We start from the raw sequence: 19,581 nt of genomic DNA, 5'->3' as shown, positions 1-19,581 counted from the left end.
AAACCATGTGGCAAACCCTCATCGTCGCCCTGATCGTCGCAGCCGCGCTGCTGCATTTTTCGACCAAGTACCTGCCGGCGGGCGTGCGCCGCGCCATCGTGCGCGGCCTGGTGTGCTGCGGCCTCGATGAGGCGAAGCTGTCGACCTTCTTCAAGGTGGCGCCGGGCTGCGGCAGCGGCTGCGGTTCCTGCGGTTCCTGCGACAGCCCGCCGCCACCGTCAAACACGCCGCCGGCCGACGGCAGCAGCAAGCGCGTGATCCTGATGCAGGTGCAGCGCTAGGGCTTGTATTTCAGTGTAGCCATGGGCGCGCCCGTGGGCTACACTGGGCTTTCCGCATGGCAAGGAGTGGCAATGGCGATACTGTTGATCTTCATGTTTTTGTTTGCGGTCGCCACCTGGCTGCTGGCCAGCCGGCGCGGCCGCCACGGGGGACTCTGGTTCGGCATCGGCCTGTTCTTCGGACCGTTTGCTTTGCTGGCGGTGGCAGCCTTGCCGCCCGTGCCGGCGCGCTGACCTTGTACTATTAAAACCCGCAAGCGCGGGTTTTTTTACGCCTGCCCGCCCGCGTGGCGCAGCCGGTACTGGCGCGGCGAACAGGCCATGACGCGCTTGAAGGCGTGGCTGAAGGCGCTGTCGGAATCGTAGCCCAGTGCCTGTGCGATCAAGGTGATGGATGCGCTGCCGCCCTTCAGGCGCCGCGTGGCCAGGCGCATGCGCCAGCGCAGCAGATAGTCGAGCGGCGTCACGCCCACCCGCTTCCTGAAGTGCAAGGCAAAGGCGGAGCGCGACTGCCCCGCGACGGCGGCCAGCTGCGACAAGGTCCAGCGCCGCGCCGGTTGCGCGTGCATGGCCTCGATGGCGGCGCGCAGCCGTGGATCGGCCAGCGCGAACAGCCAGCCCACCGGGTGCGAGGCCTGCGCTTCAAGATACTGGCGCAGCATTTGCAACAGCATCATGTGACCAAGGTGGCGCGTCATCAGCGCCGCGCCGGGCGCCGTCGCCTGCAGTTCCTGTGCCAGCCGTTGCAAGGCCCAGTGCAGCACGCTGGCCTGGTCCGTATCGCCGCGCACGTGCAGCAGCGGCGGCAGGCAGTCGAGCAGGATGGCCGCTTCGTCGCCAAAGTGGAAGCGTCCGCCGATGAGGAAGAAATCGTGCTGCGGCGTGCCGTGGCGGGCCACGCCCTGTTGCGTGTGCCGGTACACTTCCAGCGCTGGCGCGGCCGGCAAGCCGGGCGTGCTGGCCAGGGTGAACGCGCGTCCCGGCGCCAGCAGGAAGCAGTCGCCCGTCTGCAGCGGCACGGGAGCGTCGATGCCCGCGACCGTCAGCCAGCAAGCGCCTTCGATCACGGCGTTGAACTTGATGCCGTCCGGCGGCGGAAAGTCGATGGCCCACTCGCCGCCCGCCTTCAGGCCGGCAAAGTAGGAGCTGCGCGTATCAAACAGCGAGAGTACATCGGAGAGCAAATCCATGGTGGCGGCAATTCTGGACGATGGCGATAGTAATGAAGATTTTACGCCATTCACCGTCCAGAACGGTTCGCGCAAAATAAGCATGTCGCCAGCCATCCCGCGCTGGCCACCCACATGCAGAGGCAGACATGACACACGGCGATCACAGGCAAATTCCCCTTCATTCCGGCTTCGGCGCGGCCACGACCGCCAGCGAGGTGCTGGCCGGCCGCGACCTGTCCGGCGTGCAGGCCATCGTCACGGGCGGCGCGTCGGGCCTGGGGCTGGAAACGGTGCGCGTACTGGCTGGCGCCGGCGCCAGGGTGCTGGTGCCGACGCGCGACCAGCATCAGGCGCAAGCGGCCTTGAATGGTATGGCTGGCGTGGAGGTCGCGGCGCTCGACCTGCTCGATCCGCAATCGATCGACGCATTCGCGGCCGCCTTCCTTGCCACCGGCCGCGCCCTGCATCTGCTGGTGAACGGCGCCGGCATCATGGCCACGCCCTTGCTGCGCGATGCGCGCGGCTACGAGGCACAGTTCGCGACGAATCACCTGGGGCATTTCCAGCTGACGGCGCGCCTGTGGCCCGTCTTGCGGCAGGCGCAGGGTGCGCGCGTGGTGTGCGTGTCGTCGCTGGGACACCGGCAGGCGGGCGTTGACCTGGATGACCCGCATTTTCTACGCCAGCCGTACGACAAATGGCGCGCGTATGCGCAGTCGAAAAGCGCCAATGCGCTGTTTTCCGTGGAACTGGACCGTCGCGGTGCGGCGTACGGCGTGCGCGCCTACTCGCTGCATCCGGGCGCCATCCTGACGCCGCTGGTGCGCCACCTGGACTTCGACGACTTGCGCCGCGTGGGTGCGCTCGATGAGGATGGCAAGGTGAATCCGCCGCCGCAGTCGGGTTTCAAGAATGTGGCGCAGGGAGCGGCCACCACCGTCTGGTGCGCCACCAGCGCGCAGCTTGAGGGCATCGGCGGCGTGTATTGCGAGGATGGCGATATCGCCCCCTTGGTGGAGGACGACAGCATGGGGCCGGGCGTGCGGCGCTGGGCCATCGATCCCGGGCAGGCGCGCCGGCTATGGACGCTGAGCGAACAGATGACGGGCGTGCGCTTCGATTGCGACGCGGCATATAAAACGCCGGGCAAGGCCCGGCATGTGCAGGAGGGGGCGTGGCGTTACGCCTTGCCCGCCAGCTTGTCCACCACGGGCACCAGCGCGGCCGGGCGGCAGCCGAAGGCGGCCAGGCGGCCTTGCGCGTGTGGCGCCAGGTCCAGGTCGTAGGGCAGGCGGCCCGCCACCAGCCACAGTTTATCCTGCGGCAGGGCCTCGACCAGGCGGCGCTGGCCGCCGACGAACATGGCGTTATACGTTTGCAGCACGATCTGCTGCGCGCCTTGCGCAAAGGCGATGGCCTCGTTCACCTCGTCGTCCAGCGCTTCGGCCGACAAGGCGTACTCGCGCACGTCCAGGCCCGCTTCGAGCAGCGCCGGCAGCATCGAGCTGCGCGCTTCCTTGTTGCGGCCCAGCGCCACTTCGTCGATTTCGCTGCGCGAGCGCACTTCCACCGTCAGCAGGGTCACGGGCAGGCTGGCGTCGAGCGGGCGGTAGTCGCCCTGCACGCGCAAGGCGGCTTTTTGCAGCAGCTGCGACAGGGCCATCGCGGCTGGCTGCATCAGCGCCGGCGGGGTGATTGGACGCGCGCGCCAGTCGCGCACGGCGCGGTTGCGCTTGAGTTCAGCCACGCGGGCAGAAGCGGCATCGATGCGGGAGAGCGAGATGTCACCGCGCTCCACGGCGGCGATGACGGCGTCGATGGCGGCCGTCTGCTGCGCTTCGCGGTGCGAGATGAGGACGATGTCGGCGCCTGCCTGCAGGGTGGCGATGGCGCCCTGGGCGATGCCGATGCCGTCGGCGATGGCCGCCATTTCCAGGCAATCGGTGATGACGACGCCCTTGTAGCCCATTTCACCGCGCAGCAGGTCCGTCAGCACGCCTTTCGACAGGGTGGCTGGTACGCTGGTGTCGGCCTCGAAGGCGGGGAAGACCACGTGCGCCGTCATGATGGCGTCGACGCCGCCGGCAATCGCGGCGCGGAAGGGCGCCAGCTCCACGGCGCGCAGGCGTTCCTTGTCGTGCGGGACCAGCGCCATGGCGTAGTGCGTATCGATGGCCGTGTCGCCGTGGCCGGGGAAGTGCTTGGCGGTGACGGCCACGCCGCTGGCGCGCTGGCCGCGCATGGCCGCCATGCCGTAGTCGATGACGGTGGCGGCATCCTCGCCATACGCGCGCACGCCGATGACGGGGTTGTTGCGGTTGTTGTTTACGTCCAGCACGGGGGCGAGCAGCATGTTGATGCCCACCTGGCGCATTTCATCGCCGCTGATCTGGTTCATGCGTTCGCAGTCGTCGATGGAGCCGGCCGCCTGGAAGGCCATCGCGGCGGGAATCGGCGTGACGCCCTGCTCGATGCGCATGACCATGCCGCCTTCCTGGTCGATGGAGATCAGCAGCGGAATGTCGGACACTTCCGCATTGATCTCCTGCAGCTCGCGGCACAGGGCGGACACTTGCGCGGGCGTGTGCACGTTGCGGCGGAACAGGATCACGCCGCCCACCTTCTTGCCGCGTATCAAGGTCTTGATATGCTCGTCCGCCTGCAGGGCGTCGAAACCCACCATGAACAACTGTCCTACTTTCTCGCGCAAACCCTGCTCCATGCTGCAACTCCTCCGGTATGTATTGTGACGACGGCATACGTATTCTGGCACCGTGGTGGCGCATCGTGGCGGTCACCGGACAAGCTGCCTTGGTTTTGTACTTGTTTTGGTATTGTATTGGATTTGGGTTTTTGCGCAAGTGGTTATTAAGTGGTATTGCTCCACTTGCGCAATGCCGGCTTCAATCCAGGCGCTGGAACGATGCCGATTGCGCCATGGGCCAGTACAGGCCGAATACGGGCGGCAGTTGCGGCAGCTGGCTCGGGTCGAGCAGCTGGCCCGCTTCCAGGAAGGGCAGCAGGGCCGACGCCAGTTTCACCTGGTTCGGCGAAATGCGGCGCACCAGGTGGTGCGGACGCAGTTCCTGCGGATGCGCGAGGCCTGCGGCGGCGATCAGTTCAGCCAGCGCCTTCATGGTGTTCTGGTGGAAGTGCGCCACGCGGGCGATCTTGTCGGACACCACCAGCGCGCGCTGGCGCTGCGGGTCTTGCGTGGCCACGCCCGTGGGACAGCGGTCCGTGTGGCAGCTTTGCGACTGGATGCAGCCCAGTGCGAACATGAAGCCGCGCGCCGAATTGCACCAGTCGGCACCCAGCGCCAGCAGGCGGGCGATGTCGAAGGCCGTGATGATCTTGCCCGAGCAGCCGATCTTGATCCGCTCGCGCAGGTTGGCGCCCACCAGGGTGTTATGCACGAGCACCAGCGCTTCCTGCAGCGGCGTGCCCACGTGGTCCGTGAATTCCAGGGGCGCCGCGCCCGTGCCCCCTTCGCTGCCATCGACGACGATGAAGTCGGGCGTGATGCCTGTTTCCAGCATGGCTTTGACGATGGCGAAAAATTCCCACGGGTGGCCGATGGCCAGCTTGAAGCCCGTCGGCTTGCCGCCGGAGAGCGTGCGCAGGCGGTCGATGAAGTGCAGCATTTCCAGCGGCGTGGAAAAGGCGCTGTGCGCGGCCGGCGAGACGCAATCCTCGCCCACCATCACGCCGCGCGTGGTGGCGATCTCGATGGTCACTTTCGGCCCGGGCAGCACGCCGCCGTGGCCCGGCTTGGCGCCCTGCGACATTTTCAGCTCGATCATTTTCACCTGCTCCGAGCTGGCGTTGGCGATGAAGCGCTCTTCCGAAAACGTGCCGTCCTGGTTGCGGCAGCCGAAGTAGCCGGAGCCGATTTCCCATACCAGGTCGCCGCCGTTTTCGCGGTGATAAGGACTGATGCTGCCTTCGCCCGTGTCGTGCATGAAGCCGCCGCTGCGCGCGCCGCCGTTCAGGGCCAGGATGGCATTGGCCGACAGGGCGCCAAAGCTCATCGCCGAGATATTGAAGACGCTGGCCGAATACGGCTTTTCGCGCGGGCAGTCGGGATGGTTGCCGATCTCGATGCGGAAATCGTGGCCCGTCACCTTGGCGGGGGCGATGGAATGGTTGATCCATTCATAGCCCGCTTCATACACGTCGAGCTGGGTGCCGAACGGGCGCTTGTCCGTCTGCTCCTTGGCGCGCTGGTAGACGATGCTGCGCTGGCTGCGCGAGAACGGTGTCGCTTCGCTGTCGCTTTCCAGGAAATACTGGCGGATTTCGGGGCGGATGCTCTCAAAAAAGAAGCGGAAATGGGCGAGGATGGGGTAGTTGCGGCGCAGGGCGCGCTTCGTTTGCAGCAGGTCGCTGATGCCGACCAGGGTCAGCGCACCGGCCAGCACGGGCAGCCAGTAATGATCGTAGTAAAACAGGGACAGGACAAAGATGGCTGCCGTCGCAATGAAGGTCAGGTAGCGAAATGGTACTAGGTGCATGGGCACTCCGGGGAAGTCAGACTGATAACTGATGAGTCTACCTTCGATTCACGGAACGTGCTGGCTGGAAAGAACGCGGCGCCCGGAGGCGCCGCGCTGGCTTAGCGCTGTGCGGCGCGGATGCGCTCGACCCGTTCGGCGCTGGCCGGATGGCTCGACAGGTACGGCGTGCCGTGGTCCAGCTTGCCCAGGGCGACAAATACTTGCGCCAGGTGTTCCAGCGGGATGCCGTTCTGGCGCAGCATGGCGATCGCGTAGTCGTCCGCGTCGCGTTCGACATCGCGCGAATACTTCAAGTCCAGCAGCAGCGGCGGCAGGGTGGCCACCACCGTCGAGACGTCGCCGAACAGCAGCGCCGCGCCGGCGCCCACGGCCGAGGTCTGGATGATGCGCCGCGTCAGGTGGCGCTGCTGCAGGTGCCCCAGCTCGTGCGCCAGCACGCCCATGATGGCCCGGTCGTCCGGCAGCAGTGCGATCATTTCGTCCGTCAGCACGATGTCGCCGGACGGCAGGGCAAACGCGTTCGGGCCGATCTTGCTCTTGCGAAACACGATGCGGTGCGCGGGCGTGCTGTCGCCGGGCGTGGCCAGGCGCGCGAACTGGGCGCGCAAGGCTTGCTGGCGCGCGCCATCGAGCTGGCTGGGCGCGAATACATGGCGGTCCAGCATGTCGAGCACGCCCTGGCCCAACTGCCGTTCGACCGACTGCGGCAGGGCATACGCGATGCCCTTGGCCGCCAGCGGCAGCAGGTATTGATAGCTGAGCCACAGGGCCACGATGGTCGCCACGGTGGCCAGCAGGGCGCCGCGCCAGCTTTGCTGCAGCCGCACCACCCAGCCGTCGCGGTGGCCCGTGTCGTGCAGCAGGCTGTTGAAGGCCGCCTGGTCGGCGATTTCCAGGTAGGCGCCATCGGCAAAACTGACCTTGCGCACGGCATGGCTGCTGCGTTCGGATACGTGCAGCTCGTCCAGCGGGCAGCTGCGCTCGATGTCGCCGGCCAGCACGGCCATGCCATCGCGCACGCTGAGCGTGACGTGGTACAGGCGCGAGGTCTGGCCGTCGAAATAGCGCGCGGGCACGGGGGCCGCGCCCGGCGCGTCGTGATCGAGCGTCATGCTACAGCGACAGGTCGAAGTCCAGCAGGTCGACCATGCCTTCGCCCGTGGCCGACACTTGCTGGCCCGTGGCGGCGACAAACTCGTCCAGGCTGCCATGCACCAGCATGGAGGTCGCTTCCAGGCGGTATTTCAGCCAGCGCACATGGGCGAATGGCGTAAACAGGCCCAGGGTGACGACGATGCCCAGCAGGTTGCTCAGCATGACGAAGGTGGTACGGCCCCATGTCAGCTGCGACTGGAACTGGTGCTGCTGCAAGCGCGTGTGGTTCCAGATCAGGTTCTGGATCATGGTCAGGAACAGCGGCAGCACGGTGAACGCCCACAGGTACAAGGCGCCGATGGCAAACAGCAGGCTGCCAACCTTGGTCTTGTCATTCGCATTGGCCGCAAACGAGGCGAACACGCTGCCGAAGACGACGAAAATCAGCACCAGCAAGCCGCCCAGCAGCAGCGCGAAGAACAGCAGGTAGGTTTTGTAGAAGCTGCCGACCGTGGCGTCAAAGCTGAAATGGGTGGCGCCGAAACGGCTTTGCGTGTGCTGGAAGCGCTTCAGGCGCTGGTGCAGGAAAGGCGTCATCAGGCCGCCCGTGAAGGTATTCAGGATGGGCAGCCACAGGAAGTACTTGTAGGCTTCCCTGGCGCTGCCGCCAAAGCCGAAGCGGATGCCGCGGTAGCTGGTGTTGTACAGCTTGAATTGCAGGCTTTTCCAGACCAGCCAGGGCAGGATGGCGGCCAGCAGCACGAACATCAGCAAGCCGACGACGGGCGAGACCTGGAAGGCGATGTTGTAGCCGGCGATCAGCACCACAGCGGCGATGCGGCCTTTCAGGATGGCCACGGCATTGCCGTGGTATTCGAAGCTGCTGCCCGCCAGGTGGGTGCTGGAATAGAAATAGCGGTTGCGGCGCACCTTGGCCCAGGCGGAATAAATGCCCAGGGTGACGATGCTCAGCAGCAGGTTGACGATCCAGATACGGAAGTATTCGCTGCCGGTGGCGCTGAAGGTGATGGCTTCTTGTCGGGGAGGAGTGTTGTTTGCGTCGAAATCCACAGGGGTTTCCTTACTTATTGGAAACAAAACAAGATAAGGGAATATTGAAAAGTTATCAATTGAAAATACTGTTTTTCGCAATTTTTTCGCCGATCCGCTTGTGCCGACCCGATCCGGCCGTCCCGGCTATACTGGAACTCAACCATCGCGTAACGGGAAAACCATGATCGTCGTCCACCATCTGAACAACTCGCGCTCGCAGCGCGTGCTCTGGCTGCTCGAGGAACTGGGCCTCGACTATGAGGTCAAGCGCTACCAGCGCGACCCGAAGACCATGCTGGCGCCCGCCTCGCTGAAGGCCGTGCATCCGCTGGGCAAGTCGCCCGTGATCACGGACGGCGCCAACACCATCGCCGAATCGGGCGCCATCATCGACTACCTGGTAGAGCGCTATGGCAATGGCCGCTTGATCCCGGCGGCCGGCACGCCGGACAAGCTGCGCTGGACCTACTGGCTGCATTTCGCGGAAGGCTCGGCCATGCCGCCGCTGCTGATGAAGCTGGTGTTCGACAAGGTCGAATCGTCGCCGATGCCGTTTTTCGTCAAACCCATCGCGCGCGGCATCGCCGGCAGGGTCAAGAGCAGCTTCATCCTGCCCAATATCAACAGCCAGCTGGCCTACATGGAAGCGGAGCTGGAGAAAACCAAATGGTTTGCCGGCAATGAATTCACGGCGGCCGACATCCAGATGAGCTTTCCGCTGGAAGCGGCGGCCATGCGCGGCGGACTCGACGAGCGCCTGCCGAAGCTGACGGCCTTCCTGCAGCGCATCCATGCGCGCCCGGCCTACCAGCGTGCCCTGGAGCGTGGCGGACCCTACGATTTCGCCAAATAAGCGGCATTCAAGCCCGATGTGCGGGGAACCATACGGTAAAATGCCCGATTCAACCAGTATCCACTTACCGCATGGCCAGACTCCTCGCTATCGACGGCTTGAATATCGTACGCCGCGTCTACGAAGCCAGTCCTGAACCCGACTCCGACCTGAAGGCGGAGATCGCGCTGCGCCATGCGCTGTCGTCGTTCCGCACCCTCATCAACGACCACGAGCCGACGCATATCCTGCCGGCCTTCGACTTCGGCGGCCCGACCTGGCGCCATGCCCTGTATGCCGGCTACCGCGAAGGGCGCCAGCCCATGCCGCAGGTGCTGCGCGACGCCTTGCCCGGCTTTTACGCCACGCTGGCCAGCTTCGGCATGCACGTGGTCAGCATCCCCGAGGTCGAAGCCGACGACGTGATCGGCACGGCCGTCATGCGCTGGCTGCACGAGGGGCGCGGCGCGGCCGTCATCGCCACCACCGACAAGGATTTGCATGGCCTGATCGCCCACGGCGCGCTGGTATGGGATCACTTCAAGGGTGTCTGGCACGACCACGCCTGGGTCGAGAAAAAGTTCGGCGTGCCGCCGGAACTGCTGCCCGACCTGCTGGCGCTGATGGGCGACGTCACCGACAGCATCCCCGGCGTGTCGAAGATCGGCCTGAAGACGGGCGCGAAACTGTTGCGCGCCTACGGCAATATCGATGCCGTGATGGCCGGCGCGGGCATTTTGCCGGGCGCGCTGGGCGAAAGCCTGCGAAAAGAGCGGGAAATACTGTATCTTTCAAGAAAGTTAGTGGCGCTGAAAACGGATGTCACGTTAGGCGTGACCTGGAACAAGCTCGTGTGGGAAAAATAGAGCGCTTTTGGCCAGAACACGGAACAAATCAAGCAAGGGAAGTAATCATGATGTTAAAGACAGTCCTGATCGATAGCAGCGCCGTGGCGCGCGGCCTGCTGAACACGGTCCTGACCGATGGCGGCTACGATGTCTGCGGGCAGACGCATACCAGCGCGCTGGGGCTGGCGCTGCTGGTCAAGCACCACCCGCATTTCGTGTGCATCGCGCGCGAGCAGGTGGAAGACGGCAGCAATGTGGTGCAAACCATCCGCGCCCAGTATCCGAAGACGCTCATTTTCATGGTCTCGGGCGGCATCGATGCCGCTTCGCTGCAGGCGGCCCACGCCATGGGCGTGTCGGGCTTCATCGTGAAACCGTTCATGGCCGACACGGTCCTGAAAACCGTGCGCAACACGGTGATTGCCATGGTGCGCAAGCAGCAGGCACTCGCCGCCGCCGCGCAAGGCAATTCCTAGACGCCGCTCAGGCCCGTGGCGCTGGCGATGATGCCGCCACCGAGGCACACGTCGCCGTCATACAGCACAGCCGACTGGCCGGGCGTGACGGCCCATTGCGCCTGGTCAAACGCCAGGCTGAAGTGTTCATTCCCATCCGGCAGAAGCTGGCAAGCCACGTCGGCCTGGCGGTAGCGCGTCTTGGCGCTCAATGCGCCCGCTTGCGGCGCCACACCGGCAACCCAGCTGGCCTGGTCGGCCGTCAGGGATGGCGACAGCAGCCACGGGTGGTCATGGCCCTGCACCACCCACAGGGTGTTGTTGGCGATATCCTTGCGCGCCACATACCAGGCGTCGCTGCTGCCGTCCGCGTTCTGGTACGACTTCACGCCGCCGATGCCGATGCCCTTGCGCTGGCCCAGGGTATAAAAACTCAGTCCCACGTGTTCGCCCACGGTCTTGCCATCGGCTGTCTTCATCGGGCCCGGCTTGTAGGACAGGTAGCGGTTCAAAAATTCGCGGAACGGGCGTTCGCCAATAAAACAGATGCCCGTTGAATCCTTCTTCTGCGCGTTCGGCAGGGCCAGTTTCTCGGCGATCTGGCGCACTTGCGTCTTCGGGATTTCACCGAGAGGGAACAAGGTCTTCGACAACTGCGCCTGGTTCAAACGGTGCAGGAAGTAGCTTTGGTCCTTGCTGGCGTCGACGGCTTTCAGCAGCTCGTAGCGGCCCGCATCGGTGGGCGCCTGGCGCACGCGCGCGTAGTGGCCGGTGGCGATCAGGTCGGCGCCCAGGGTCATGGCATGGTCGAGGAATGCCTTGAACTTGATTTCGGCGTTGCACAGCACGTCCGGGTTGGGCGTGCGGCCGGCCTGGTATTCGCGCAGGAAATCGGCGAACACGCGGTCCTTGTATTCGGAGGCGAAATTGACGGCTTCGATATCGACGCCGATGACGTCGGCCACGCTGGCCGCGTCGATCCAGTCCTGGCGCGTGGAGCAGTATTCCGAATCGTCGTCATCTTCCCAGTTTTTCATGAACAGGCCGATGACTTCATAGCCTTGTTCCTTCAGCATCCATGCCGCGACCGAGGAATCGACCCCGCCCGACATGCCGATAACGACTTTCTTCTTGCTCATCTTGCTTTCCAGTTACTTTAATAATATTGCTATGCGCTATTGAAAACGGACGCATGCGTGTGCAGCAGGGCCAGCGGAGCGCGCCGGCCGGCCAGGTATTCGTCTACGCACTGCAGCACCAGCGGGCTGCGGTGGCGTTCCTGGCACGCCGCCAGCTCGTCGCGCGTCATCCACAGGGTGCGGATGATGCCTTCGTCCAGCGGGCGGTCATGCTCGGCGCCGGCCGTGCCGCAAAAGGTGAAGCGCAGATAGGTCACGTCCTCGCCCGTGCGCAGTGACTGATAGCGCGACATGTACATGCCGACCAGTGCCGTGGGGATGAAATCGTAGGCCGCTTCTTCCAGCGTTTCGCGGATCACCGCCTGCTCCAGCGACTCGAACGGATCGAGATGACCGGCCGGCTGGTTGAGCTTGATGCCTTCGCTGGTCTCTTCTTCAATCAGTAAAAACAGGCCGTCGCGCTCGACGATGGCGGCAACGGTGACAGAGGGTTTCCAGATTCTCGGCATGATTCCATCCTTGAAAGAGCCGACATTTTATCTTGTTCTGCGCGCGCGGTTTGAAGCCGGCCTTCTGTTGCGCGGACATATTGATAAATGACAACGTTTTAGCAAATAGCGGTGGGAGGTACTTACGTCTTTCCCGGGGAGCGCACTAGCATGGGGGCATTGGCGGCAAGATGGCAGGAAACGCCCGCTAATATAGGCTTTCCCTGTGGTCAAAACAAGCGCGCACACGTGCTCGACTGTGGTGAGATTGACACACCTTTCCCACAATATGGTCGCCGCGCCGCATGGTGAAACGAATCGTGGGATGCTGGTCAAATTAGTGTCGTACGACTAAAAGTTGCTGGTTCACAAACGTTTAACGCGCTGCTTTCCGTGTTAGATTCTAGTCAGTTTATCAATTAGCGGAGGCATCATGAGGATAGGCATACCGGCCGAAACACGGCCTGGTGAAACACGGGTGGCAGCAACGCCCGAGACAGTCAAGAAGCTGGCAGCCAAACATCAGATCGTCGTGCAGTCCGGAGCGGGCCTGCAAGCCTCGATTCCCGACGACGCGTATGCCGCCGCCGGCGCGCAGATCGGCACCGCCCAGGAAGCCTATGGCTGCGCCATCGTGCTCAAGGTGCGCGCGCCCGATGCCGCGGAACGGGCCCTGATGGCCAGCGGCACGGTGCTGATCGGCATGTTGAACCCGTTTGACGCGGACAATATCGCCGCCATGGCCACGGCCGGCCTGTCCGCCTTCGCGCTGGAAGCCGTGCCGCGCATCACGCGCGCGCAGTCGATGGACGTGCTGTCGTCGCAGGCGAACATCGCCGGCTACAAGGCCGTGCTGGTGGCCGCGAATACCTATCAGCGCTTCATGCCGATGCTGATGACGGCGGCCGGCACCGTCAAGGCGGCCCGCGTGCTGATCATGGGCGTGGGCGTGGCAGGTTTGCAGGCGATCGCCACGGCCAAGCGCCTGGGCGCCGTCATCGAGGCGTCCGACGTGCGCCCGCCCGTCAAGGAACAAGTGGAGTCGCTGGGCGCCAAGTTCCTCGACGTGCCTTTCCTCACCGATGAAGAAAAAGAGATCGCCAAGGGTTCGGGCGGCTATGCGCGGGCCATGCCGGCCGACTGGATGCGCCGCCAGGCCGAACTGGTGCACGAACGGGCGAAACTGGCCGACATCATCATCACCACGGCGCTGATCCCCGGCCGCGCCGCGCCCGTGCTCATTTCCGAAGAAACGGTAAAGGCCATGAAACCGGGCTCCGTCATCGTCGACCTGGCCGTGGAGCAGGGCGGCAACTGCCCCCTGTCCGAACTGGGCAAGACCGTGCTGAAACACGGCGTCTACATCGTGGGCGAACCGAACCTGGCGACCCTGGTGGCGGCCGATGCCTCGGCCCTGTATGCGCGCAACGTGCTGGACTTCTTAAAGCTCATCATCGACAAGGACGACCAATTGCTGATCGACCGCGAGGATGAAATCATCAAGGCCAGCCTGGTGTGTGCAGGCAGTGAAATCTTACGTAAATAACGCGGCGCCGGAGAGAACAACATCATGGAAATCAGTCACACCATCATTAACCTGATCATCTTCGTGCTGGCCATTTATGTCGGCTACCACGTCGTCTGGACCGTCACGCCGGCATTGCATACGCCGCTGATGGCCGTCACCAATGCCATTTCCGCCATCATCATCGTCGGCGCCATGCTGGCGGCCGGCCTGACGCAAGGCCCGCTGGCGCAGGCGGCCGGCACCCTGGCTGTGGCGCTGGCCGCCGTCAACGTGTTTGGCGGCTTCCTCGTCACGCAGCGCATGCTCGAGATGTTCCGTAAAAAAGAACCGAAAGCCAAGCAAGGAGCAAAAGAATGAGTCATGCCATGAGCTTCGTCACCATGAACCTGGTGACGATGATGTACCTGATCGCCTCGGTGTGCTTCATCCAGGCCCTGAAAGGACTGTCCTCGCCCTCGACGGCGCGCCGCGGCAATGCCTTCGGCATGAGCGGCATGGCCATTGCCGCCGTCACCACCGTGGCGCTGATCCTGAAACTGAAGGAACAGCAAGCGGGCGGCATGGGCCTGACCCTCGTCATCATCGGCATCGTCACGGGCGGCGCCATCGGCGCCTACCTGGCGAAAACCGTGGAAATGACGAAGATGCCGGAACTGGTGGCGGCCATGCATTCGCTGATCGGCCTGGCGGCCGTGTGCATCGCCGTGGCGGCCGTGTCCGAACCATGGGCCTTCAATATCGCCGAGCATGGACAGGCGCTGCCCATCGGGAACCGCTTCGAGCTGTTCATCGGCACCTTTGTCGGCGCCATCACGTTCTCCGGTTCGGTGATCGCCTTCGGCAAGCTGTCGGGCAAATACAAGTTCCGCCTGTTCCAGGGCGCGCCCGTCAGCTTCAAGGGCCAGCACATGCTCAATCTGGCGCTGGCGCTGGTGATGATCGGGCTGGGCCTGGTGTTCTGCTTCGCCGACGGGGTGGAGCCGGCCTGGACGCCGTTCATCGTCATGGCCGTCATCGCCTTTGCGCTGGGCGTGCTGATCATCATCCCCATCGGCGGCGCCGACATGCCGGTGGTGGTGTCGATGCTCAACAGCTACTCGGGCTGGGCCGCGGCCGGCATCGGTTTTTCGCTGAATAACTCGATGCTGATCATCGCCGGTTCGCTCGTGGGATCCTCGGGCGCGATCCTGTCGTACATCATGTGCAAGGCCATGAACCGCTCGTTCTTCAATGTCATCCTGGGCGGCTTCGGCGGCGATGCGCCAGCCGCTGGCGTGGCGGGCGCGCAGGAACAGCGTCCCGTGAAATCGGGTTCGGCCGACGATGCCGCCTTCATCATGGGCAATGCGGAAACCGTCATCATCGTGCCCGGCTACGGCCTGGCCGTGGCGCGCGCGCAGCACTCGCTGAAAGAACTGGTGGAGAAGCTCACGCACAAGGGCATCACCGTCAAGTATGCGATCCACCCGGTGGCGGGGCGCATGCCGGGCCACATGAACGTGCTGCTGGCCGAGGCGGAAGTGCCCTACGACCAGGTCTTCGAGATGGAAGACATCAATGGCGAATTCGGCCAGACGGACGTGGTGCTGGTGCTGGGTGCGAATGACGTGGTCAACCCGGCGGCGAAAGATCCGAAATCGCCGATCGCCGGCATGCCGATCCTGGAAGCGTATAAAGCCAAGAGCATCATCGTCAACAAGCGCTCGATGGCGTCCGGCTATGCGGGCCTGGACAACGACCTGTTCTATCAGCCGAACACGATGATGGTGTTTGGCGATGCGAAAAAGGTGATCGAGGATATGTTGAAAGCCATCGAATAAACGCCGCTTGCGGCGACCGTACGGCCCGCCTTGCGCGGGCCGTTTTTATTGGCTGGCCGCTGCCGCGACGACCTGGTTGCGTCCTTGGTGCTTGGCGACATACAGGGCCTTGTCGGCATCCGATATGGCCGCGTCCAGGCTGGCGCCCTGCACCAGCGGCGCCACGCCGATGCTGATGGTGACATGCAGCTCGCCGCCGTCGGGCAGCACGGTGACCGCCGCCGCCACGGCGGCGCGGATGCGCTCGGCCACTTGGTGTGCCTGCTGCAGGCTGGCGTCGGGGAAGAGCAGGCCGAACTCCTCGCCACCGAGGCGCGCCGCCACGTCGGTGATGCGCCCCGTGTCGCGCAGCGCCTGCGCCACCGTGCGCAGCACGGCGTCGCCCACGGCATGGCCATAGCGGTCGTTGATCTTCTTGAAGTGGTCGAGGTCGGCCACGCCGACGCTCAGGGCGGCGCCGCTGCGCGCCGCGCGCGCCATCGCCTGTTCGGCCTGCGCTTCATAGGCGCGCCGGTTGGGCAGCGACGTCAGCGCATCGTGCAGCGCCTGCTGTTCCAGCTGCGCCAGCAGGCTGGCGTTTTTCGCCGCCAGTTCGCGCCGTTCGCGCACGTCGAGCAAAAAGGCGCCGAAATAGCGCATGCCGTCGACCACGCCCAGGTCCAGCGCCTTCATTTCGATGGGGATCATTTGCGTGTCGCGGTGGCGGATGGCGAATTCGCGTATCTTGCCCAGCACGCTGGAAGTGCGCGAGCTGCGGATGTAGTTGATCACGTGGTTGTCGTGCTGCGCGCCGACGGCGTCGGGCAGCAGGCCGTTCAGGGTCTGGCCCAGCAATTCACCGCTGGCATAGCCCGACAGTGCCTGCATGGCGCCATTGATATAGCGGATGCGGCACTGCTCGTCGATGATGATGACGGCGTCGAGGGCGTCTTCCAGCAGGCGGGAAAAGAGGACTTCGGGAAGAGCGGCAGGCGGTGCTGCGGGCAAAGCATCTGTCATGGAACGGTCGCCAAAAGCCAGGTGACAGCCATTGTCGCATCCGCGGGCCGTTTACTCCATGCCGGATCGCCCGCCTGTTTCTTTTTCGCCCGTGCTCTTTCCTTATTGTCAAGACTCAGCGGCGGCCGTACATCATCAGCTCGGCCAGGCTCTTGCGCGCCGGGCTGAAGGCGTCCAGCAAGCCCAGCGACAGGCCCAGCAAGCCTTGCGTGGGCGCGCTGCCCGTGAAGATGCGCGCCATGGTGTCGGTGACGCGCACGGTCAGCCCCCGGTCGGCCTGGCGCAGGCTGGCGTAGCGTTCCAGTCCGGCCGGGCTGCTGTCCTGCCCCAGCACGCGGGCCAGCACGGCGGCGTCGCGCAAGCCCAGGTTCAGGCCTTGTCCCGCCACCGGGTGCAGGGTTTGCGCCGCATTGCCGATGGCGACCGTGCGCGCCGTGCCGCCTCCCTGCGCGTTCAGGCCCAGCGGATAGGCCAGGCGCGACGTCGTGTGGGTAAAGCGTCCCAGGCGGCTGCCGAAGGCGGCGCCCAGGCGGGCCAGGAAGGCAGCGTCGTCCAGCGCCAGCAATTGTTCGGCGCGCGTGGGCGGCACGCACCATACCAGCGCGTAGCCGTCGTCCTGCGGCAGCAGGGCCAGCGGGCCTTCGTCGGTGAAGCGCTCATACGCGCGGTGCGCGATGGGGGCACTTGTGCGCACATGGGCAATGATGGCGCTTTGGCCATAATCGCGGCTGACGGCGCGTTCCTGCTGCTGGCCGAACAGGCCACCTTCGGCTTGCACCAGCAGGCTGGCGCGCAAGCTCGACGCCGCGCCGTCCTGTTCGATCTGCACGGCCACGCCATCGGCATCCTCGGCACTGCCCGTCACCAGCGCCGGGCGCAGGCTGGCCACGCCCAGGCGTTCGCATACGTCGGCCAGCGCGCTGACGACGGCGCCGTAACGGGCCACATAGCCGAGCGCCTCGACGCCATGCTCGCTGCTGTCCATCAGGCTGCGCCCGAACTGGCCGCGGCGCGAGACGTGAATCTGGTGGATCGGTGTCGCCTCCACGGGCCAGGCGCCCGCTTCCTCGAGAATCTGGCGGCTGCCGTGCGACAGGGCGATGGTGCGCGGGTCGCGCCTGGCTTGCTCGATGGATTTGGCGTCGAGCAGGGCGATGCCGGCGGCGCGGCTGCCGCGCTGCACCAGCAGGGCGGCCAGCGCCATGCCGACGGGGCCGGCGCCGCAGATGGCGAGATCGAAAGTGGACGGTGTATGCATGCGGCGGCGTTAATCCTGTGACATCAGTTGTTCGATTTCAGCGACGCTCTTGGGCGCCGTGCTGAAGACTTCATGGCCTTGCGGCGTGACCAGCACATCGTCTTCGATGCGGATGCCGGTGTGCCAGAACTGTTCCGGCACGCCCGCACCGGGGCGCACATAGATGCCCGGTTCCACCGTCAGCACCATGCCCGGTGCCAAAGCGCGCCACGGCTTGCCCGGAGCACCCGTGTCGCGGTAGGCGCCCACGTCGTGCACGTCCATGCCCAGCCAGTGGCTGGTGCCGTGCATGTAGAAGGGCATATACGCCTTGTCGGCGATGACGTCCTGCGCGCTGCCGTTTTTCTGCCGGTCCAGCAAACCCAGGTCCAGCATGCCCTGCGCCAGCACTTGCACGGCCGCCTCGTGGATGGCGCTGTGCGGCAAGCCGGGGCGCACCATGTCCAGCGACGCCTGTTGCGCCGCCAGCACCAGTTCATACAGCGCCCGCTGCGGGCCGCTGAAACGGCCGTTGACGGGCCAGGTGCGCGTGATGTCGGAGGCATAGCCATCGAGTTCGCAGCCGGCGTCGATCAGTACCAGCTGGCCGTCCTGCAGCACGGCGTTGTTGGCGCTGTAATGCAGGATGCAGGCGTTGCCGCCGCCCGCCACGATGGAGGAATACGCGGGGAACTGCGCGCCGCTGCGGCGAAATTCGTACAGCAGCTCCGCTTCCAGCGCGTATTCGTGCATGCCGGGCTGCGTGGCGCGCATGGCGCGCACGTGGGCCGCGCTGGAAATGGCGGCCGCGCGGCGCATCAGGCCTTGTTCTTCCGGGTCTTTCAGCAGGCGCATGGCGTCGAGCATGCCATTGATGTCATGCGCGATGGCGGGCGCCGTGACGCCGCTGCGGGCCTTTTGCCGCACGTTGTGCCGCCAGACCTTGACTTGCGCATCGAGGCTGCCGCCCAGCGCGTAGTAAATGGCGGGGACGTCGGCCAGCAGGCGCGTCATTTCCACGTCGAGTTCCTCGATGGGGAAGGCGCTGTCAAAACCGAAGCTGGCGCGCGCCGCCTCGGGGCCGTGGCGGAAACCGTCCCAGATTTCGCGTTCGGTGTTTTTTGCCCGGCAAAACAGGATGGCGCGCGCCGGCGCCGTGGCGCTGGCGGCCACCAGGGCCACGGCGCTATCGGGTTCCGTAAAGCCGCTCAGGTAATAGAAATAGCTGTCGTGGCGATACGGATAGTCGCAATCGCTGTTGCGCGGCACTTCGGGCGCCGTGGCGAGGATGGCCACGCTGCCCGGCAGCATCTGCGCCAGCAGCGCCGCGCGCCGGGCCGCGTAGTTGGCCATCATGCCGCCGGCGCCTTCGCTGCAACGCCATTGAGCACGTCGAGCTGCGCCGGCGTGCCCACATTCGTCCACTCGCCCGGATAGACTTCGCCGCCCACGCGGCCCTGGTCCGCGTACCGGCGCAGCAAATCGCCCAGTTTGGCGTGGCTGCCGGGCGCGATGCCGTCGAACATCTCAGGGCGGTACACGCCGATATTGGCGAAGGTCCACTTGGTGTCGTCCGTATTGTTGATCGCGAACAAGGTCAAGCCGAAGTCGCCCTGTGGGTGGAATTCGGGATTGGGCACCAGGTAAGTCCAGGCGATGTCGCGCTGGTCGGCCGGATACGGCGTGCCCAGCACATCCTTGTCTGCCAGCACGTCGAGTACTTGCTTGAAATCAAAGTAGGGGCAATAGATGTCGCCTGAAATGGCGAGAAATGGCTCCTCGCCCAGCAAGTGGCGCGCCTGGGCGATGCCGCCCGCCGTTTCCAGCGGCGTGGTCTCGGGCGAATACGCGATGCGCGCGCCATACGCGCTGCCGTCGCCCAGGGTTTCCTCGATCAGGTGGCCCAGGTGAGAATGGTTGATGACGATGTCCGTGATGCCGGCGCGCACCAGGTTCAGCACATGCCAGACGATCAGCGGACGGCCGCGTACTTTCAGCAGCGGTTTGGGACAGGTATCGGTAAGCGGACGCATCCGTTCACCGCGGCCTGCGGCAAAGATCATGGCTTTCATGGGGATTCGTTTTCAGTATCGGTAAGTCGGCTGCGCGGGTATGCC

20 protein-coding genes are annotated in these 19,581 nt (G+C 64.8%); 9 read left to right on the top strand and 11 right to left on the bottom strand.

All coding sequences use genetic code 11. The features are described from left to right. Window positions 1-5 precede the first annotated feature (5 nt). Window positions 6-281 (top strand): hypothetical protein, encoded by a 276-nt coding sequence (locus JAB1_RS22440; protein ID WP_070281799.1) that lies wholly within the window; start codon window positions 6-8, stop codon window positions 279-281. A gap of 72 nt (window positions 282-353) precedes the next feature. Next, the gene (locus JAB1_RS30000; protein WP_175445093.1) at window positions 354-515 is read left to right on the top strand and encodes a hypothetical protein; all 162 of its coding nucleotides are present in this window, start codon (window positions 354-356) and stop codon (window positions 513-515) included. 35 nt (window positions 516-550) lie between these two features. On the opposite strand, the gene JAB1_RS22435 is transcribed toward JAB1_RS30000, so the two are convergent. Next, on the bottom strand, window positions 551-1,555 hold the full coding sequence (locus tag JAB1_RS22435) for an AraC family transcriptional regulator (RefSeq protein ID WP_254672197.1): 1,005 nt from the start codon (window positions 1,553-1,555) through the stop codon (window positions 551-553). Window positions 1,556-1,599: 44 nt separating this feature from the next. Between JAB1_RS22435 and JAB1_RS28960 the strand changes: the two genes are divergently transcribed. Further along, window positions 1,600-2,739: an oxidoreductase gene (locus JAB1_RS28960; RefSeq protein ID WP_071653396.1), complete on the top strand. Its 1,140-nt coding sequence runs from the start codon at window positions 1,600-1,602 to the stop codon at window positions 2,737-2,739. On the opposite strand, the gene nagZ is transcribed toward JAB1_RS28960, so the two are convergent. The 4 genes from nagZ to JAB1_RS22410 all read right to left on the bottom strand — a co-directional run bounded on the left by nagZ (window position 2,634) and on the right by JAB1_RS22410 (window position 8,136). Beyond that, entirely contained in the window at window positions 2,634-4,175 is a 1,542-nt protein-coding gene (nagZ, locus tag JAB1_RS22425) for a beta-N-acetylhexosaminidase (protein ID WP_070281796.1), read from the bottom strand. The genes JAB1_RS28960 and nagZ overlap by 106 nt on opposite strands. Window positions 4,176-4,356: 181 nt before the next feature. Then, entirely contained in the window at window positions 4,357-5,967 is a 1,611-nt protein-coding gene (locus tag JAB1_RS22420; protein ID WP_070281795.1) for an FMN-binding glutamate synthase family protein, read from the bottom strand. 101 nt (window positions 5,968-6,068) lie between these two features. After that, window positions 6,069-7,082 carry a M48 family metallopeptidase gene (locus JAB1_RS22415; protein WP_070281794.1) on the bottom strand — a complete coding sequence of 338 codons (1,014 nt, stop codon included), beginning with the start codon at window positions 7,080-7,082 and terminating at the stop codon, window positions 6,069-6,071. 1 nt (window position 7,083) lies between these two features. Then, a complete protein-coding gene (locus JAB1_RS22410; RefSeq protein WP_034778854.1) occupies window positions 7,084-8,136 on the bottom strand; it encodes a YjgN family protein in 1,053 nt (350 codons plus the stop codon). Between the two features lie 163 nt (window positions 8,137-8,299). Between JAB1_RS22410 and JAB1_RS22405 the strand changes: the two genes are divergently transcribed. The 3 genes from JAB1_RS22405 (at window position 8,300) to JAB1_RS22395 (ending at window position 10,274) form a co-directional block, all read left to right on the top strand. Beyond that, on the top strand, window positions 8,300-8,971 hold the full coding sequence (locus JAB1_RS22405; RefSeq protein ID WP_034778852.1) for a glutathione S-transferase: 672 nt from the start codon (window positions 8,300-8,302) through the stop codon (window positions 8,969-8,971). 71 nt (window positions 8,972-9,042) lie between these two features. After that, window positions 9,043-9,816: a 5'-3' exonuclease H3TH domain-containing protein gene (locus tag JAB1_RS22400; RefSeq protein ID WP_034778849.1), complete on the top strand. Its 774-nt coding sequence runs from the start codon at window positions 9,043-9,045 to the stop codon at window positions 9,814-9,816. A 50-nt stretch (window positions 9,817-9,866) separates the two neighbouring features. Next, on the top strand, window positions 9,867-10,274 hold the full coding sequence (locus JAB1_RS22395) for a response regulator (RefSeq protein ID WP_034779039.1): 408 nt from the start codon (window positions 9,867-9,869) through the stop codon (window positions 10,272-10,274). Here the strand turns inward: JAB1_RS22395 and mnmA are convergent. Then, window positions 10,271-11,392: a tRNA 2-thiouridine(34) synthase MnmA gene (mnmA, locus tag JAB1_RS22390; protein ID WP_070281793.1), complete on the bottom strand. Its 1,122-nt coding sequence runs from the start codon at window positions 11,390-11,392 to the stop codon at window positions 10,271-10,273. The genes JAB1_RS22395 and mnmA overlap by 4 nt on opposite strands. A 29-nt stretch (window positions 11,393-11,421) precedes the next feature. After that, window positions 11,422-11,901: an NUDIX hydrolase gene (locus JAB1_RS22385; protein WP_010401817.1), complete on the bottom strand. Its 480-nt coding sequence runs from the start codon at window positions 11,899-11,901 to the stop codon at window positions 11,422-11,424. Between the two features lie 412 nt (window positions 11,902-12,313). On the opposite strand from JAB1_RS22385, the gene JAB1_RS22380 reads away from it, so the two are divergent. The 3 genes from JAB1_RS22380 to JAB1_RS22370 are packed head-to-tail and all read left to right on the top strand — an operon-like array spanning window position 12,314 to window position 15,228. After that, entirely contained in the window at window positions 12,314-13,426 is a 1,113-nt protein-coding gene (locus JAB1_RS22380; protein ID WP_034778843.1) for a Re/Si-specific NAD(P)(+) transhydrogenase subunit alpha, read from the top strand. 24 nt (window positions 13,427-13,450) lie between these two features. Beyond that, the gene (locus JAB1_RS22375; protein WP_034778841.1) at window positions 13,451-13,765 is read left to right on the top strand and encodes an NAD(P) transhydrogenase subunit alpha; all 315 of its coding nucleotides are present in this window, start codon (window positions 13,451-13,453) and stop codon (window positions 13,763-13,765) included. A gap of 8 nt (window positions 13,766-13,773) precedes the next feature. Continuing rightward, window positions 13,774-15,228 (top strand): NAD(P)(+) transhydrogenase (Re/Si-specific) subunit beta, encoded by a 1,455-nt coding sequence (locus JAB1_RS22370; protein ID WP_034778839.1) that lies wholly within the window; start codon window positions 13,774-13,776, stop codon window positions 15,226-15,228. Window positions 15,229-15,273: 45 nt separating this feature from the next. Here JAB1_RS22370 and JAB1_RS22365 read toward each other — a convergent pair whose 3' ends face one another. The 4 genes from JAB1_RS22365 to murU all read right to left on the bottom strand — a co-directional run bounded on the left by JAB1_RS22365 (window position 15,274) and on the right by murU (window position 19,536). Then, window positions 15,274-16,227, bottom strand: coding sequence for a sensor domain-containing diguanylate cyclase (locus JAB1_RS22365; RefSeq protein ID WP_083299855.1), 954 nt, complete (start codon window positions 16,225-16,227; stop codon window positions 15,274-15,276). A gap of 115 nt (window positions 16,228-16,342) precedes the next feature. Next, window positions 16,343-17,485 carry a UbiH/UbiF/VisC/COQ6 family ubiquinone biosynthesis hydroxylase gene (locus JAB1_RS22360; RefSeq protein WP_070281791.1) on the bottom strand — a complete coding sequence of 381 codons (1,143 nt, stop codon included), beginning with the start codon at window positions 17,483-17,485 and terminating at the stop codon, window positions 16,343-16,345. Window positions 17,486-17,494: 9 nt separating this feature from the next. Next, a complete protein-coding gene (locus JAB1_RS22355) occupies window positions 17,495-18,817 on the bottom strand; it encodes an aminopeptidase P N-terminal domain-containing protein (RefSeq protein ID WP_070281895.1) in 1,323 nt (440 codons plus the stop codon). Then, a complete protein-coding gene (murU, locus tag JAB1_RS22350; protein ID WP_070281790.1) occupies window positions 18,817-19,536 on the bottom strand; it encodes an N-acetylmuramate alpha-1-phosphate uridylyltransferase MurU in 720 nt (239 codons plus the stop codon). Before murU ends, JAB1_RS22355 begins: the two co-directional genes overlap by 1 nt. Window positions 19,537-19,581: the final 45 nt, after the last annotated feature.

Source organism: Janthinobacterium sp. MP5059B (assembly GCF_001758645.1).
In the GTDB taxonomy this organism is placed as follows: domain Bacteria; phylum Pseudomonadota; class Gammaproteobacteria; order Burkholderiales; family Burkholderiaceae_D; genus Janthinobacterium; species Janthinobacterium lividum.
The sequence above is the reverse complement of the archived record's forward strand: the minus strand, read 5'-3'. Positions and strand labels throughout refer to the sequence as shown.

What these genes read in the sequence shown, in the direction of transcription:
- mnmA (WP_070281793.1), bottom strand. Translation starts at nt 11,392, where the DNA reads ATGAGCAAGAAGAAAGTCGTTATCGGCATGTCGGGCGGGGTCGATTCC.
- JAB1_RS22365 (WP_083299855.1), bottom strand. Translation starts at nt 16,227, where the DNA reads ATGACAGATGCTTTGCCCGCAGCACCGCCTGCCGCTCTTCCCGAAGTC.
- JAB1_RS22375 (WP_034778841.1), top strand. Translation starts at nt 13,451, where the DNA reads ATGGAAATCAGTCACACCATCATTAACCTGATCATCTTCGTGCTGGCC.
- murU (WP_070281790.1), bottom strand. Translation starts at nt 19,536, where the DNA reads ATGAAAGCCATGATCTTTGCCGCAGGCCGCGGTGAACGGATGCGTCCG.
- JAB1_RS22380 (WP_034778843.1), top strand. Translation starts at nt 12,314, where the DNA reads ATGAGGATAGGCATACCGGCCGAAACACGGCCTGGTGAAACACGGGTG.
- JAB1_RS22420 (WP_070281795.1), bottom strand. Translation starts at nt 5,967, where the DNA reads ATGCACCTAGTACCATTTCGCTACCTGACCTTCATTGCGACGGCAGCC.
- JAB1_RS22405 (WP_034778852.1), top strand. Translation starts at nt 8,300, where the DNA reads ATGATCGTCGTCCACCATCTGAACAACTCGCGCTCGCAGCGCGTGCTC.
- JAB1_RS22385 (WP_010401817.1), bottom strand. Translation starts at nt 11,901, where the DNA reads ATGCCGAGAATCTGGAAACCCTCTGTCACCGTTGCCGCCATCGTCGAG.
- JAB1_RS22370 (WP_034778839.1), top strand. Translation starts at nt 13,774, where the DNA reads ATGAGCTTCGTCACCATGAACCTGGTGACGATGATGTACCTGATCGCC.
- JAB1_RS28960 (WP_071653396.1), top strand. Translation starts at nt 1,600, where the DNA reads ATGACACACGGCGATCACAGGCAAATTCCCCTTCATTCCGGCTTCGGC.
- JAB1_RS22400 (WP_034778849.1), top strand. Translation starts at nt 9,043, where the DNA reads ATGGCCAGACTCCTCGCTATCGACGGCTTGAATATCGTACGCCGCGTC.
- JAB1_RS22440 (WP_070281799.1), top strand. Translation starts at nt 6, where the DNA reads ATGTGGCAAACCCTCATCGTCGCCCTGATCGTCGCAGCCGCGCTGCTG.
- nagZ (WP_070281796.1), bottom strand. Translation starts at nt 4,175, where the DNA reads ATGGAGCAGGGTTTGCGCGAGAAAGTAGGACAGTTGTTCATGGTGGGT.
- JAB1_RS30000 (WP_175445093.1), top strand. Translation starts at nt 354, where the DNA reads ATGGCGATACTGTTGATCTTCATGTTTTTGTTTGCGGTCGCCACCTGG.
- JAB1_RS22355 (WP_070281895.1), bottom strand. Translation starts at nt 18,817, where the DNA reads ATGGCCAACTACGCGGCCCGGCGCGCGGCGCTGCTGGCGCAGATGCTG.
- JAB1_RS22415 (WP_070281794.1), bottom strand. Translation starts at nt 7,082, where the DNA reads ATGACGCTCGATCACGACGCGCCGGGCGCGGCCCCCGTGCCCGCGCGC.
- JAB1_RS22360 (WP_070281791.1), bottom strand. Translation starts at nt 17,485, where the DNA reads ATGCATACACCGTCCACTTTCGATCTCGCCATCTGCGGCGCCGGCCCC.
- JAB1_RS22435 (WP_254672197.1), bottom strand. Translation starts at nt 1,555, where the DNA reads ATGCTTATTTTGCGCGAACCGTTCTGGACGGTGAATGGCGTAAAATCT.
- JAB1_RS22395 (WP_034779039.1), top strand. Translation starts at nt 9,867, where the DNA reads ATGTTAAAGACAGTCCTGATCGATAGCAGCGCCGTGGCGCGCGGCCTG.